General features: G+C 38.2%; 14 protein-coding genes and 1 other annotated feature. Of the genes, 10 read left to right on the plus strand and 4 right to left on the minus strand.

All coding sequences use genetic code 11. The annotated features are described in order from the left end of the window. Positions 1-226 precede the first annotated feature (226 nt). Genes MLOOGBEN_RS27625 through MLOOGBEN_RS27635 form a run of 3 tightly spaced genes read left to right on the plus strand, consistent with a single transcriptional unit; the run spans position 227 to position 2,793 of the window. Positions 227-1,204, plus strand: coding sequence for an ABC transporter ATP-binding protein (locus MLOOGBEN_RS27625; RefSeq protein WP_179161466.1), 978 nt, complete (start codon positions 227-229; stop codon positions 1,202-1,204). Further along, entirely contained in the window at positions 1,201-2,004 is an 804-nt protein-coding gene (locus tag MLOOGBEN_RS27630; protein ID WP_179161467.1) for an ABC transporter permease, read from the plus strand. Before MLOOGBEN_RS27625 ends, MLOOGBEN_RS27630 begins: the two co-directional genes overlap by 4 nt. 6 nt (positions 2,005-2,010) lie before the next feature. Then, on the plus strand, positions 2,011-2,793 hold the full coding sequence (locus MLOOGBEN_RS27635; RefSeq protein WP_179161468.1) for an ABC transporter permease: 783 nt from the start codon (positions 2,011-2,013) through the stop codon (positions 2,791-2,793). Positions 2,794-2,817: 24 nt separating this feature from the next. On the opposite strand, the gene MLOOGBEN_RS27640 is transcribed toward MLOOGBEN_RS27635, so the two are convergent. Continuing rightward, positions 2,818-3,072: an alpha/beta-type small acid-soluble spore protein gene (locus MLOOGBEN_RS27640; protein WP_179161469.1), complete on the minus strand. Its 255-nt coding sequence runs from the start codon at positions 3,070-3,072 to the stop codon at positions 2,818-2,820. A gap of 102 nt (positions 3,073-3,174) precedes the next feature. Beyond that, positions 3,175-3,383, plus strand: a binding site (T-box leader). A gap of 56 nt (positions 3,384-3,439) precedes the next feature. Here MLOOGBEN_RS27640 and argS point away from each other — a divergent pair. The 3 genes from argS to MLOOGBEN_RS27655 all read left to right on the plus strand — a co-directional run bounded on the left by argS (position 3,440) and on the right by MLOOGBEN_RS27655 (position 7,058). Continuing rightward, positions 3,440-5,134, plus strand: coding sequence for an arginine--tRNA ligase (gene argS / locus MLOOGBEN_RS27645; protein WP_179161470.1), 1,695 nt, complete (start codon positions 3,440-3,442; stop codon positions 5,132-5,134). A 23-nt stretch (positions 5,135-5,157) separates the two neighbouring features. Next, entirely contained in the window at positions 5,158-5,619 is a 462-nt protein-coding gene (locus MLOOGBEN_RS27650; RefSeq protein WP_179161471.1) for a DinB family protein, read from the plus strand. 257 nt (positions 5,620-5,876) lie between these two features. Then, a complete protein-coding gene (locus MLOOGBEN_RS27655) occupies positions 5,877-7,058 on the plus strand; it encodes a NupC/NupG family nucleoside CNT transporter (protein WP_179161472.1) in 1,182 nt (393 codons plus the stop codon). 21 nt (positions 7,059-7,079) lie between these two features. Here the strand turns inward: MLOOGBEN_RS27655 and uptA are convergent, their stop codons facing one another. From uptA to mgtE, 3 genes are all read right to left on the minus strand, one after another. Then, complete coding sequence (gene uptA, locus MLOOGBEN_RS27660) at positions 7,080-7,676, minus strand: undecaprenyl phosphate transporter UptA (RefSeq protein ID WP_179161473.1); 597 nt, start codon at positions 7,674-7,676, stop codon at positions 7,080-7,082. 99 nt (positions 7,677-7,775) lie between these two features. Further along, on the minus strand, positions 7,776-8,957 hold the full coding sequence (locus MLOOGBEN_RS27665; protein ID WP_179161474.1) for an FtsW/RodA/SpoVE family cell cycle protein: 1,182 nt from the start codon (positions 8,955-8,957) through the stop codon (positions 7,776-7,778). A 158-nt stretch (positions 8,958-9,115) separates the two neighbouring features. Next, on the minus strand, positions 9,116-10,474 hold the full coding sequence (gene mgtE / locus MLOOGBEN_RS27670; RefSeq protein WP_179161475.1) for a magnesium transporter: 1,359 nt from the start codon (positions 10,472-10,474) through the stop codon (positions 9,116-9,118). 305 nt (positions 10,475-10,779) lie between these two features. On the opposite strand from mgtE, the gene MLOOGBEN_RS27675 reads away from it, so the two are divergent. The 4 genes from MLOOGBEN_RS27675 (at position 10,780) to MLOOGBEN_RS27690 (ending at position 14,990) form a co-directional block, all read left to right on the plus strand. Then, on the plus strand, positions 10,780-11,556 hold the full coding sequence (locus MLOOGBEN_RS27675; RefSeq protein WP_179161476.1) for a hypothetical protein: 777 nt from the start codon (positions 10,780-10,782) through the stop codon (positions 11,554-11,556). 129 nt (positions 11,557-11,685) lie between these two features. Then, positions 11,686-12,768, plus strand: a complete 1,083-nt coding sequence (locus tag MLOOGBEN_RS27680) for a D-alanine--D-alanine ligase (protein ID WP_179161477.1) — start codon at positions 11,686-11,688, stop codon at positions 12,766-12,768. Positions 12,769-12,828: 60 nt separating this feature from the next. Then, positions 12,829-14,208 (plus strand): UDP-N-acetylmuramoyl-tripeptide--D-alanyl-D-alanine ligase, encoded by a 1,380-nt coding sequence (locus tag MLOOGBEN_RS27685; protein WP_179161478.1) that lies wholly within the window; start codon positions 12,829-12,831, stop codon positions 14,206-14,208. A gap of 92 nt (positions 14,209-14,300) precedes the next feature. Beyond that, on the plus strand, positions 14,301-14,990 hold the full coding sequence (locus tag MLOOGBEN_RS27690; RefSeq protein ID WP_179161479.1) for an alpha/beta hydrolase: 690 nt from the start codon (positions 14,301-14,303) through the stop codon (positions 14,988-14,990). Positions 14,991-15,110 lie beyond the last annotated feature (120 nt).

Genomic DNA, 15,110 nt, shown 5'->3' on the forward strand with positions numbered 1-15,110 from the left:
GCTCATAAATATTGTTAAATCGAAAAATGTAGTTAACAAATCTAAACTCTTAGCCTCGTACCAATATATATTGGTCGAGGCATTTTGTATTATTAGCCTAAATTTTGACGTTTTTCTTTCTTAAATGTTGTGACAAAGAATCCACGAAAAACAATTCAAAAAATTCTTGACACTTATAATCGATGGGTGATATTATTTTCCTCTGTGACAAAAGGAGGGAAAACAGTTGATAAAATTAGAGGGCATAACGAAATCCTTCAAAGTGGCAAAGCGGTCAAATGGATTACTGCAAGCGACCAAATCCCTTTTTTACCGGGAGCATACGATTGTGGAAGCTCTAAAAGATATTTCATTTACAATCGAACCTGGTGAAATTGTTGGTTACATTGGTCCAAATGGTGCGGGCAAATCGACAACGATTAAGATCATGAGCGGCATTTTAGTTCCTGACGGGGGAACCTGCAGCATCATGGGTTTCACACCATGGAAGAACCGGGTCGAGTATGTAAAAAATATTGGTGTCGTTTTCGGCCAGCGTTCGCAGCTTTGGTGGGATGTTCCGGTGATCGATTCATTTGAGCTTTTAAAAGATATTTACAAGGTTCCACAAGAAGAGTATAAATCTACCTTTGACCTGCTCATAGAAACATTAGAAATAAAAAACATCATAAACTCTCCAGTAAGACAATTAAGTTTAGGTCAGCGAATGCGCTGTGAAATAGCAGCTTCTCTAATACATAATCCTCAGATACTATTTCTAGATGAACCGACTATTGGACTCGATGCCGTTTCGAAAATAGCAGTCCGCCAGTTTATCAAAACCATCAATCAAGTAAAGGGCGTCACCGTTGTCCTGACTACCCATGATATGAATGATATTGAAGCTCTAGCCACTCGAGTGATTCTAATTGGTAAGGGCAGCTTGCTCTATGATGGAAAAATAGAGGAATTGAGAAAACGTTTTGGTACACATAAAACCATTACCGCAGACTATCGTAAAAACACCAATAGCTTTGATATACCAGGGACTACCATCATCCACTGGTCTCCTGAGCACGCTGTACTCAGTATCGATACAGAACAGATTCTTACCTCCGACGTCATTACCCAATTATCTAAAAAAGTGGACCTATTAGATGTGACAATCGAATCACAGCCAATAGAAGATATTATCGTACAGCTGTATAAGGAGTTCCAAATATGAAGGTATACGCATCGGTACTTAAAATTAGACTTTTAATTGGTATGCAGTATCGTTCTGCTGCACTGGCTGGAGTGGCAACGCAATTCTTCTGGGGATTTATTTCGATCATGGTATTTGAAGCATTCTATGAATTTGCTGCTGTAACACCGCCAATCTCATTGAAAGAGTTAATCACCTATATATGGCTGCAGCAGGCTTTCCTTGCTTTTATCATGCTTTGGTTTCGTGATAATGAATTATTTGATCTGATCACAAGCGGGAATATCGCCTATGAACTTTGCCGTCCTACAGATTTATATGGTTTTTGGTATGCAAAACTTCTGGCACAACGACTATCAAGCGCATTACTACGCTGTTATCCTATCTTAATCGTGGCTTTCCTTTTACCAAAACCCTACAACATGACACTGCCTCCCAATGTAATAACCTTTGTTTTATTTGTCATTACCCTTGTATTAGGCTTACTGCTATTAGTAGCCATTTCAATGTTCTTATATATATCCGTCTTTGTAACCTTATCTCCAATGGGGTCACTGTTGATATTTGGGGTGCTAGGGGAATTCTTTGCAGGGTTGTTTTTACCTATACCTTTAATGCCTCTATGGCTCCAAAAAATTGCCTACGTCCTGCCTTTTCGCTGGACCGCAGATTTTCCATTTCGTGTATATTCAGGACATATAGCGCAAAGTGACGCTGTAATCGGAGTTTTTATTCAATTAGGATACCTTTTAGGTCTCCTTTGGATAGGAAAATGGGCGCTTAACAGTGTCCTAAAAAGAGTTGTCGTACAGGGGGGATAATAGTAAATGAATCTTTATTTAAAGTATTTGCTTATCTTATTTAAATCACAAATGCAATACCGAACATCGTTTTGGCTATTATCAATTGGACAGTTCTTTATTCCTTTTTCGATATTTGCGGGACTCTACTTTTTGTTTGAGCGATTTGGTCAGATCAAAGGCTGGGATTTCTTCGAAGTTGCCCTCTGTTTTGCGGTTATTCACATGGCGTTTTCGTTAAGTGAGTGTTTTGCACGGGGATTTGACACTTTTTCCAGCTTAATTGTGAAGGGGGATTTTGACAGGGTGCTGGTACGTCCCCGAAGTACCTTTCTTCAAATACTAGGGTCGAAATTTGAATTTACGCGAATAGGCAGGCTCCTGCAAAGTGCCATGGTTCTTATATGGGCATTGAATAGTCTGCCCATCGAATGGAGCTTCGTGAAAGCTGTTACCCTATTTTTTATGATTACCAGTGGTGTCCTAATATTTACGGGAATTTATATGCTTGCCGCGACGATGTGTTTTTGGACAGTTCAGGGTTTGGAAATAGCAAATATCTTTACGGATGGCGGCAGAGAGATGGCGCAGTATCCGTTAAATATTTATCAAAAGTGGGTGGCACGTTTCTTCACCTATGTCATCCCCTTTGGGACCGTAAATTATCTGCCGCTGCTGTTTATTCTGGGAAAAACGACTGGGAATGAGCTGCTTTATATGCTCACGCCTATTGCGGGTAGCCTATTTATCCTTCCTTGTTTTCTTGTATGGCAATTTGGAGTAAGGCATTATCGGTCCACCGGATCATAAGGTAAGCAGTGGGATTCCCACTGCTTACCTTTTTTTAACCATATTTTCCTGTGCCATTTTCACAAGCTCCCGGACCATGCTGCCGCCTAACCTGCCGCCGACCTTCCCAGCCTGCTGAGAAGTGAGCTGACCATTGTAGCCTTTCTTTAATGGAACACCTACCTCTTCGGCTGCCTCAAATTTTGCATTTTCTGGATTCTGTGCCTGTACGACCCTTGCCTTTAATGCATCTAATCCATTTCTAGCTTCAGGGATGAGGATTTTATTTCTTCTGGCCATATTATCCCTCCTTTAGGGTTAGGATGACCAATTTTAAAAAATAATCAGCAACGACTGGAAAAATCCTTTTTTATCCAGTATAATAACTACAAATCAAGTCGGAAAAAATCAATGAAAAAGAGAGTAATCCTTTGGGAAGTCAAAGCGAGTCAGGGATGGTGGGAGCCTGATACGAAGCAGAGGATGAAGCGCACTTTTGAGATGTCTGCCTGAAAAAAGTAGGGCAAACCGGAGAAATCCTCCGTTAACAAATCAAGCTGGTTCTTTTGGAACAAGTAGAGTGGTACCGCGAGTTAACTCTCGTCTCTTCGTATAGAGACGGGAGTTTTTTGTTTTTTTAAAAGAGAGAATTAGGAGGTCTACAAAAATGAAATATAAACAGGAGCTTGCAGAGGTTTTAAATGAATTGCTTGGACAGGAAATGCAGATAAAAGAACTCGAAATGCTAATTGAAAAACCAAAAAATCCACAGCACGGTGATTTAGCCTTTCCATGTTTTTCATTAGCAAAGGTAAAAAGAAAGTCACCGAATATTATTGCGGAGGAGTTAAGTGAAAGAATCCAATCCCCAATTTTCGAAAAGGTCGAAGTGGTGGGAGCCTACCTGAATATCTTCTTAAATAGAAAATTAGTTTCAGAAGATACGGTTGCAGAAATTATCAAGCAAAAGGAGAAGTATGGTGCGCAAGACATCGGGAAAAACCGTAATGTAACGATTGATTTGTCATCACCAAATATCGCAAAACCATTCTCAATGGGTCATTTGCGTTCAACGGTTATCGGAAACTCTTTGGCATTCATTGTAGAAAAATGCGGATATAAGCCTATTCGAATTAACCATATAGGTGACTGGGGTACTCAATTCGGTAAATTAATTACTGCCTATAAGCTGTGGGGGGAAGAAGAGAAGGTTAAACAAAACCCGATTAAGGAATTATTAGCCCTCTATATTAAGTTCCACGATGAGGCAGAAAATGATCATGCACTTGTTGAACAGGGCAGGAGCTGGTTTAAAAGACTTGAAGATGGCAATGAGGAAGCCTTAGCGCTTTGGCAATGGTTCCGTGAAGAGTCTTTAAAAGAGTTTTCAAGAATATATGAGTTAATGAATGTTCAATTTGATTCTTTTGCAGGTGAAGCTTTCTATAATGATAAAATGGATCGAGTTGTCAAGCTGCTAGAGGAAACAGAAATGCTAGTAGAATCTGACCAGGCTCAAGTCGTTGACCTGTCAGCCGAAGGATTACCACCATGTTTAATTAAAAAATCCGATGGAGCAACGCTTTACGCAACGCGTGATTTAGCAGCAGCCCTTTACCGTAAAGAAAACTATGACTTTGATTTGTCAGTATACGTCGTTGGGAATGAACAGAGTCTTCATTTTAAACAGTTAATGGCTGTATTAGAAAAGATGGGCTATTCTTGGGCAAAGAATATGATCCATATTCCGTTCGGAATGATGCTTAAGGACGGAAAGAAAATGTCGACCAGAAAAGGGAAGGTTGTTTTACTAGAGGAAGTACTAAATGAGTCCATTTCGATGGCCAAACATAACATTGAAGAAAAGAATCCAAACCTCACAAACAAAGACGTTGTAGCAAAGCAGGTGGGTGTCGGGGCAGTCATGTTCCATGACTTAAAAAACCATAGAATGAATGATATAGAATTTTCGTTAGAAGAAATGCTTCGTTTTGAAGGAGAAACCGGTCCTTATGTCCAATATACTTATGCAAGGGCATGTTCTATTTTACGCAAAGCAAACTGGCAGGAGGAGCATGGTGCCGGAACATCGTCTCCAACCTGGGAAAAGGAGTGGAAGGTTGTAAGTTTAATTACGGAGTTTACAAACGCGATTAAAAGGGCGTATGAACAGTTCGATCCATCGCAAATCGCAAAATATATTGTGGACCTCGCGCAAGCCTTTAATAAATATTACGGCGAGGTAAAAATTCTTGAAGATGGTCCAGAACAACAAGCACGCTTAGCACTTGTATATTCCGTGACGATTGTTTTAAAAGAAGGATTGAGATTATTAGGGATCGAAGCACCAGAAGAAATGTAATAAATATTTGGAGGAATAGTAGAATGAGTGAACTTTTGTTTAACAATATGGAGCTTACAAGAAGTTTCTTTATCAAGAATGTAGCAGCAATTGAGGAAGGTCTGGCCGAAGTACAACCCAATGGGTTTAACAACACCATTCATTGGCATATTGGACACGTATTAACGACTGCTGAGAGTTTGGTTTTTGGTTTTCCTAAAAATACAAGCCATATACCAGCGAACTATATGGAATTATTCGCAAGGGGAACGAAACCAGCAGACTGGGAAGGAGATGTTCCTTCTATTTCAGTTCTGACTAGCCAGTTAAAAGAACAATTAGCAAGAATGAAGGAGATTTCCGTTGAAAGCCTCAGTGTGGAGTTAAAAGAGCCATTTCTTGGTCAAAAAACATATGGTGAACTCGTAAATTTTGCACTGTTCCACGAGAATTTACATTTAGGACATATCCAAGCTATGAAACGTGTTATCGAAACTGCTAAATAGCAGCAGTGAAAATAATATTGAAAATCCACCTTCCTGGTGGATTTTTTTTTACTAAAAGAGTAAGAAAAGGGGGGGATGGAATAATAAAAAGTGAAAAACCTGAATTTTATTACTTTCCTTGAATGGATTGACACTGGATATAGGTACTTCTATAATCTTTGGTGTGTTCGATATTTGTCAAAAAATGTCGAAATAAATTGTGTTTTCTATCTTCTTACATAAAATTGATAGAACATCATGAATAGGAGAGGGATTGTTTGAAGTATCTACTATTTTTGGCTGCAATCGTTATCATTTTTTTGTTAGCCTTTATCGTAAGTAACAACAAGAAAAGAATCAAGGTTAAACCGCTTATCACTATGCTAGTATTACAGCTTATTTTTGCCTTTTTGCTGCTTAATACAGAAATTGGGTTTGTTATTATTACAGCAGTCTCTAGTTTGTTCGACCATCTTTTGAGCTATGCTGCAGAGGGAATAAACTTTGTTTTCGGTGGAATGGCGAATGAAGGTGCAGGTCCATTCTTCACAAATGTCCTCATGCCCATTGTCTTTATTTCTGTATTAATAGGAATTGCGCAATATATTAAGGTTCTTCCTTTTATCATTCGCTATCTTGGAATTCTATTAAGCAAGGTAAATGGATTAGGTAAGCTTGAATCTTATAATGCCGTTGCATCAGCCGTTTTCGGCCAATCAGAGGTATTTATATCTGTGAAAAAACAGCTTCCTTATATTCCTGAACACCGCCTTTATACATTATGTACGTCAGCAATGTCAACGGTTTCTGCTTCCATATTAGGGGCGTATATGACGATGATAGATCCGAAGTATGTTATAACCGCATTGGTTTTAAACTTATTTGGCGGCTTCATGGTTGCCAATATCATTAATCCTTATGAGGTTTCAGCAGAAGAAGATATTATAGATGTTCAAGAAGGAGAAAAACAAACCTTCTTCGAAGTCCTTGGCGAATATATAATGGATGGATTTAAAGTAGCCATTATTGTTGGAGCCATGCTAATTGGTTTTGTTGCGTTAATTAGTATGATTAACCATGTATTTGATGCCATTTTTGGTGTAAGCTTCCAGACAGTTCTAGGATATGTGTTTTCACCGCTTGCCTTTATTGTGGGAATACCTGCGGCTGATATGGTTAAAGCCGGAACGATTATGGCTACTAAATTATTGTCAAATGAGTTTGTTGCAATGATGGATTTAGCAAAAATAGCAGATTCTCTATCAAGCAGAACAGTTGGGATTATTTCCGTATTCCTGGTATCGTTTGCAAACTTCTCATCCATTGGGATTATTACAGGGGCAGTAAAAGGATTGAACGAAGCAAAAGGAAATCAAGTAGCTAAGTTTGGACTTAAATTACTTTACGGAGCTACACTTGTAAGTTTATTAACAGCAGCAATTACAAGTATTATGTTATAAATTGAAAACAACCACCGATTATTAATCAGTGGTTGTTTTTTTCGTTTTCTTTATTAGGTAGTAGATGACACCAAGAATAACGGCACCAATAATAATTGGCAGTGTATATTGCGCTGCATACTCTTTAATATGTGACCAATTCTCGCCTAACGCATGTCCTAAGTAAAGGAATAGAATGGTCCATGGAATCACAGCTGCTATCGTATAAAAAGTAAATTTTGCTGCCGACATTTTTGCAATTCCAGCTGGAATGGATATCGCGTGCCGAACAACGGGGATAAAGCGGGCAAAGAAAATGACGCCGACTCCATATTTTCTAAACCATAGTTCGGATAGGTCAATTTGCTTCTTATTAATAAAGACATACTTCCCGTATTTTTCCAAGAACGGACGACCGCCATAATACCCAGCCCAATAGAGGAATAACTGTGCAAAGGTCCCGCCGATGGTACCTGCAATAATCGCTCCTGGATAGCCGAGAATCCCTTCTGAAATCATATAACCGCCATATCCTAAGACTATTTCACTTGGAATAACCTCAATCATTAAGCCTAATGCAATTCCGAAGTAACCTAACTCTGATAAGAACTCCAATACTGAAAAAATAAATTCCTTCATAGTTCACCTACACTTTTATATATGTTCATTGCTTTTATTAGTTTATAACAGTTTCGTTAAGAAAGAAATAAAAACAGCGGACAACCCGCTGTCCTTCATTTAACTACTTAATGACCTTGATGATGTGAACATGTAATTGCGATGATGAAAACGAATACTATAAACAATCCCCATTGCAAACATATTGCCCATTAACGAACTTCCGCCATAGCTGATGAAAGGTAAGGGGATTCCTGTGATCGGCAGGACCTGAATGGTCATACCAACATTTTGAAAAACATGAAAAGTCAGCATTGAAATGATTCCTGTACACACATATGTATTAAACGGTTCATTCGTATCTAAGGCCGTTTTTATTAAATGATAAATTAATAGAAAAAATAGTCCAATGACAATACTGCCGCCTACAAAGCCATATTCCTCACCAATTACACTGAAAATAAAGTCTGTATGTCCTTCGGGAATGTATACTTCCCGGTTTCCAAAGCCCTTTCCCGTTATCAAACCAGACCCAATGGCACTTAAGGATTTCAATAGGTGGTAGCCTGAGCTGCTGGAGTGATTAAATGGGTCGAGCCAAGCATAAATGCGGTTAAACTTGTATTGTTGTACATGTAAATACTTTTCAAGGATATCCGGTCTTTGTACGACTAGATAAATAATGAAAGCTCCAAGTGAAGCTCCAGTACTAAAGAGCGGTAATATAATTTTCCATGTGATCCCCGAGACTAGAATAAATCCAACTAAGATCGATAATAAGACGAGCGAGGTGCCCAGATCATTCTGTTTCATAATAAAGAAGATAGGGACGAGTGTGGTGATTGATAGTTTAAGCAATAACCCAAAATCTCTTTTAAATGTTTTCTCAAGATATTTCTCCTGATGCTTGGCAGCAACAGAGCTAAGCGCTAAGATTAAAAACGTTTTTACAAACTCTGAAGGCTGAATGGAGCCCACAGGAGTGATAAACCAGCTTTTTGCCCCGTTTCTAATTGGTGCGATATCTAATGGTGCAACAAGAACACCAATAAGTAAAAGAAGTCCAAATCCATACAAATACCAAGAAAGCCGCCGGTATTGATATCCGTCGAAAAGGATGGTAATGGAAATGATGGCGGCACCAACTACATACCAGAAGGTTTGTCTGACTAAGAAATTATCCTCGTACTGCCCAGCAGTTTGTGCACTATAAATTCCTACACAGCTAACAAGAAAAAATAGAAACAGAATTAATGTTAACGTCCAATCAAAGCGATCTACTTTTTTTGTGAAATTGTCCATATGCCACACCCAATTTTATCTGTTTGTATAGTGTTATGCTAACAAAGAAAAGATTTGGTAACAATATATTTAGGAAGTTTATTACAGGAACTTAACTATTATGACGAATCTATTAAGGAAAATGTTTCAAAAAAATGAAGCACGGTCCAAGTCCGTGCTTACAGAAGATAGTGAAGGAACATCGTTGCAATTCCAAAGTACGTGAGCAGTGAAAAAATATCGTTAATCGTTGTAATTAATGGGCCAGAAGCGACGGCAGGGTCTATATTTAAACGGAATAAAATGAGCGGGATAATGGTGCCAGCCATGGTGCCGATAATAAGAGTAAAGAAAAGAGAAACACCGACAACTGCGCCCAAGATAAAGCTTCCCTGCCAGATATAAGCAATGATTGAAATAAGAATGGCGCAGGTAACGCCAATTGTCACTCCTACGCCGAGTTCGCGCAGTACTAAGCGTGCAATGACTCCTCTATCTATATCATGAGAGATAAGACCTCTTACAACAACAGCTAGTGATTGAGTTCCAGTGTTTCCGGTCATGCCAGCAATCATTGGCATGAAAAAGGCAATGGCGACGACCTGATTCAATGTATTTTCAAAACTGCTGATAATGCTCCCGGATATGAGTCCGATAAATAAAAGCAAAATAAGCCATGGAAGCCTCCTGGCAGCAGCAACAAATGTCTTTGTATCGAAGTCGATGGATTTCCCAGAGGCTGATAACTTTTCTATATCTTCATTTGCTTCCTTAATGACTACATCAATGATATCATCAACCGTTACAATACCAACCAGCACATTTTCTTCATCCACTACGGGAATAGCTAGGAAATCGTATCGTTCCGTCATCCGGGCCACTACTTCTTGGTCGGTGGTGACGGATACCGAAATAACACGTTCATACATAATACTATGAATTCTTTCATTGAGATCCGCCATCAGTAAATCTCGATAGGAAACGACACCAACAAGCTTTCGTTCTTCATCGACGACATACAGGTAGTTTATCGATTCAGCAAACTCCGCAAACGTTTTTAACTTATCAACAGCTTCTCTAACATTATAATAACTGCGAATCCACACAAAACGATTGGTCATCATTCTTCCTGCTGTTTCGGGTGGATAATTCATGATATCGGTAACCGCTTTGGACTCTTCTACTTTCATACCAGAGAGAAGTGACTCTTTTTTCTCTGGGGATAGTTCATCCAGGAGTAAGGCTAAGTCATCATTGTCCATTAAATCAAGGACTTTGCTGGATTTCTCTATTCCAAGTTTATTTAATACTTCAAGCTGTTCTTCCTTTTCAAGTTCCTGCATTAAATCAGCAAGGACGTCGAAATTTAAGAATAAAAGAAATCGAAGTTTATGCTTTTCAGGTAAATCCTCATAGATCTTCGCCGTGTCATATGGCTGTAATTCTTCAAGAATCGTAATAAAGTCAGCCTTTTTATTTTCCTTTAGTAATTTAATAATATGGAGAGTGATTTCATCCTGCGTCATATCTTTGATCATTATATACGCTCCTTTCTAACGGTGCGTTTTTACACTCTATACAAGTATGCTAGAAAATGATTTGTTGATAATATGCCAATACTAGTAAGGAGTTTAAAAATAGTATGTGTTATTTGTAAACTAATCAAGCTAACTGTTTCAAAAGTATCACAAAAACCTATAGAATTGTAAAAGAATTGAAATAAGCTATTTGTACTATTAATGATAAAATGATGAAGGATTGATTAATATCAGTGAGCATTTTTATGTAGTACGTCTAACTCATTATCATAGATTTTATTTTTCCTGATCGGAGGAGTTTGGTTTTGAAAAAGCATCACCAAGACATACGGGATCTCGTTTATGTCCATCTAAATCAAAATGATCAGTATGTGCTGTCTTACGGTATCGAATTTGCCGAATTTGCTGCTGCTTTTTCCGGTGCTTTAAATCCGCTGCTATTATTAAAGCACCACTTTGAAGATGGTGACTTTAATATGCATACACTGCTCGAATATTGCCCGGAGGACAGAATCAAGAAGCTTGCTGCCGAAGATATATATGGCTACGGAGACTTTTGCTGGATTGACTTTGTTGAAGAGGAAGGATTAAATGAACTCACAGGACAGGAAATAGCAGAATTGTTATATTTGGGTCACCAGAAGCAGCATTTAAAACTACCCTTTTATAATAAGCTTGGTAATCGCTTTGTTTATTTAGCACATGATGATGGTTTCTTTAATAAAACATATTATCGGAGCTTTAAGGATTTTTTTCAACTTTTAAGCCAATCACTTTCAAGTAAATTAGGAGAATTAAAGCTTGAGAAATCAATCCTTGGAATTAGGAAAAAGCGACTATATCCACCAATAAATAAGGAAATTCTCCTATCTCTGACCCCTTTTATTAAGGAAGGTATCTGTATTTCCTTAAGAGATGTGGATCATCAGCGAACCAAACTGGAAATCCCAATCTGGGTGATAGGTGATTTTGCCACTATGGATGATATGTACGAGGAGTATGAACAAATTTCAGGTGAAAACTGCCACGCTAAAATCATCTTTGATAAAAAAACAAAAGAATGGAAGCTTACCGTAATCTAATCTCTCCATTTCAGTGGGGAGATTTTGTTTGTGTAAGTAATAATAGGAAGTTTTTAACCAAGCTGTAGGTTTCATAAAATAATAAAAGTGATAAAATAAAATCGTGAAATGCGAAAATGGAGGTTTACTATGAAAACAAAAATTGGTTTATTGTACGGGGGTAAATCCGCTGAACATAAAGTTTCCTTACAAACAGCTCTTGCGGTAATTAAAGCACTGGATCTTGAAAAATATGAAATACATCCGATTTACATAAATGTAGAAGGTCAGTGGATCAAGGGACCACAGCTTACTGCGCCTGTAGAAAACGTAAAAGCATTAGAATTTTCAAATGAAAATCAGTTAACCCCTTTATCATTAGCACCATCTCTCTTTCCGAACAGCGAACAAACTGAAAACGAACCCTTAGATGTAATCTTCCCACTGCTGCACGGACCGAATGGTGAGGATGGAACAGTACAAGGATTATTGGAATTATTAAACCTTCCGTATGTCGGTAACGGTGTTTTAGCTTCTTCGGCAGGAATGGATAAAGTAATGATGAAAAATGTATTTGCTCAAGCAGGGTTGGCACAGGTGAATTATGTTGCTTTTATTAGAACGGAATGGGAAAAGGCGAAAGAGTCTGTTTATACCAAAGTGGAAGAAAAACTAGGTTACCCTTGCTTTGTAAAACCAGCGAACCTAGGTTCAAGTGTCGGTATCAGTAAATGTACAAACCGAACAGAACTTGAAGAAGCATTTGTGGAAGCATTCCAATTTGATCGTAAAGTGATCATTGAAGAGGGTGTTGTAGCCCGTGAAATTGAAGTGGGTATCCTTGGGAATGACGAACCAAAGTGCTCTGTGGCCGGTGAAATTGTTCCAAAGAAGGATTTTTATGATTATAAAGCGAAATATGAAGATGGTGATACTGCATTAATCATTCCGGCAGATGTTTCTGAGGAAGAGTATCAACAAATAAAAGAAATGGCCATTCAAGCCTTTAAAGCGCTAGATTGCTCAGGACTTGTTCGTGCTGACTTCTTCTTAACAAAAGACGGTAAAGCATTAATTAATGAAGTGAATACGATGCCTGGTTTCACGCCTTTCAGCATGTTCCCTTTGTTATGGAAACATACAGGTGTTGAATATCCACAATTGATTGAAACCTTAGTGAATCTTGCAAAAGAACGACACGCAGAAAAACAAAACATAAAATACACTTTCTAAGAATTGACACGGCTTGGTGCCGTGTCTTTATTTAAAGTCATAACTAACTGGAGGTTTATAATGATTAAAAGAAACCTAAAGCAAATATCAGAAATGATAGCTGTTAAAAATGATATTACCTCATTTGTCGAGATAGAAATTACGGGTGTTTCCATTGATTCTAGAAAAATTGAACCAGGTAATTTGTTTATTCCTTTTAAAGGGGAAAGCTCGGATGGTCATAAATTTGTAGAGGAAGCACTTAAAAAGGGTGCAGGTGCTGCTCTGTGGCAAAATGATGTCCCAAACCCACCAACACACTTACCAATCCTTATTGTTGAAGATTGCTTAGCTGCCTTGCAGGAATTAGCGAGAGAATATCGCAAACAATTACCAGTGAAAGTGGTAGGAATTACCGGAAGTAATGGAAAAACAACGACAAAGGATATGACAGCATCCCTCTTATCCACCACCTATAAAGTACAAAAAACAGAAGGAAATTATAATAACCATATTGGACTGCCTCTTACCGTTTTAGGTTTGGATGAGGATACTGAAATTGCCGTATTAGAGATGGGAATGAGTGGAAGAGGAGAAATAGAATTTCTCACAAAACTTGCTTCTCCGGATGCAGTTGTAATTACAAATATTGGAGAATCACATCTTCTTGATCTTGGGTCTAGAGAAGGAATTGCCGAAGCTAAACTTGAAATCTTGCAAGGTTTAAAAGAGGGGGGATTGGCCGTCCTTCATGGCGATGAACCACTTCTAATGGACAGAATAAATAAATATAAGATGAATGTTAACGTTCTAACATTTGGAAGAAATAACAGGAATGATTTTTATCCTACAGAAGTCATACAGTTAGAACAAGGCAATAGGTTTACTATCAATGAGTCCTCAGAAAACTTCGAACTTCCTGTGTTAGGAACTCATAATATATTAAACGCACTTGCTGCAATGATCATTGCTCAACACTTTGATGTATCATTTAGTAAAATGAATGAAGGCTTAGCGAACGTTAAACTTACCAATATGAGGATGGAGATCGTCGAGGGGAGTCATGGTGAAAAGATTATCAACGACGCCTATAATGCTAGCCCTACCTCGATGACGGCCGCAATTGAACTGGTTTCAAACCTTAAGGGTTATCAAAAAATCATTCTAGTTCTCGGTGATATGCTTGAATTAGGTCCTCAGGAAGAACAGTACCATCAGCAAATTGGTGAAGGATTGAATCCCGGTAAAATAGATTTGGTCTTTACCTTTGGAAAATTATCAGAACACATTGCTGAAGGAGCACGTTCCACTATAGGAAAACACAGAGTTTTTTCCTATAGTGACAAGAATGAGCTAATTAAAGTGTTAAAGCAGCATGTTACTAACGAATCATTAGTCTTGGTAAAGGCCTCAAGAGGAATGAAGTTAGAAGAAATCGTAACAGCATTACAGAAAAAGTAAGGATTTAATTCCAAAAATAAGATTGTATGCGAAAAACCGTTAATGGAAAACTAAAGAAAAATATTCTTCAAAATAAAGCAGGTGAAGAGAACATGATTGGCTGTTTATGTATTCATGGCTTTACAGGGGCGCCATATGAAGTAGAGCCTCTTGCTGAGTATTTAACGAAGCATACAGACTGGATATTCAGTGTTCCGACTCTTCCTGGTCATGGCGAAAATCTTTCCCTAAAAGGTGTCCACTATCAACAGTGGATCGAACATGCAGAGACCGAATTAAAGAAATTAATTGCTACCTGTGATCAGGTCTATGTAATAGGGTTTTCCATGGGGGGGATGATTGCAAGTCTTTTGGCTGCAAAGCACCCTGTGGACAAGCTTGTACTACTTAGTGCAGCTGCATATTATTTAAATCCAAAACAAATGGCAAGTGATATTAAGTCAATGATTTTGGATTCTTTAAAAGGAAACTTAGGAAATAATGAATTTTTTCAGCGATATAAAAGAAAAATAAAAGCAACTCCCATAAAAGCGACTTTACAATTTCGCAGGCTTGTCTCTTATATCAAACCACTTCTCCCTCAAGTAGAAGTGCCGACATTGATTGCACAGGGAGAATGTGACGGAATCGTCCCTCCTAAAAGTGCTGAATACTTATACCGGACTATTAGTGCAAAAACAAAAAGACTTACGTATATCAAGGATTCTAGCCATCATATTTGTCACTGTGAGGAAAAAGAGGCCCTATTTTCTCAGGTGTATGAATTTTTGATGGATCGGTAATGCTTATATGGGAACCGTAAGTAAACCGCATTAATTGCAATTAACATCTTAAAGTGTTATGATAATCAGCAACGTGTCTAAAGAACGATGAATAAAGGGCATACTCCTTGAAGGAGAATG

The sequence above is a fragment of the Bacillus sp. EB106-08-02-XG196 genome, assembly GCF_013396335.1.
Taxonomy (GTDB): domain Bacteria; phylum Bacillota; class Bacilli; order Bacillales; family Cytobacillaceae; genus Neobacillus.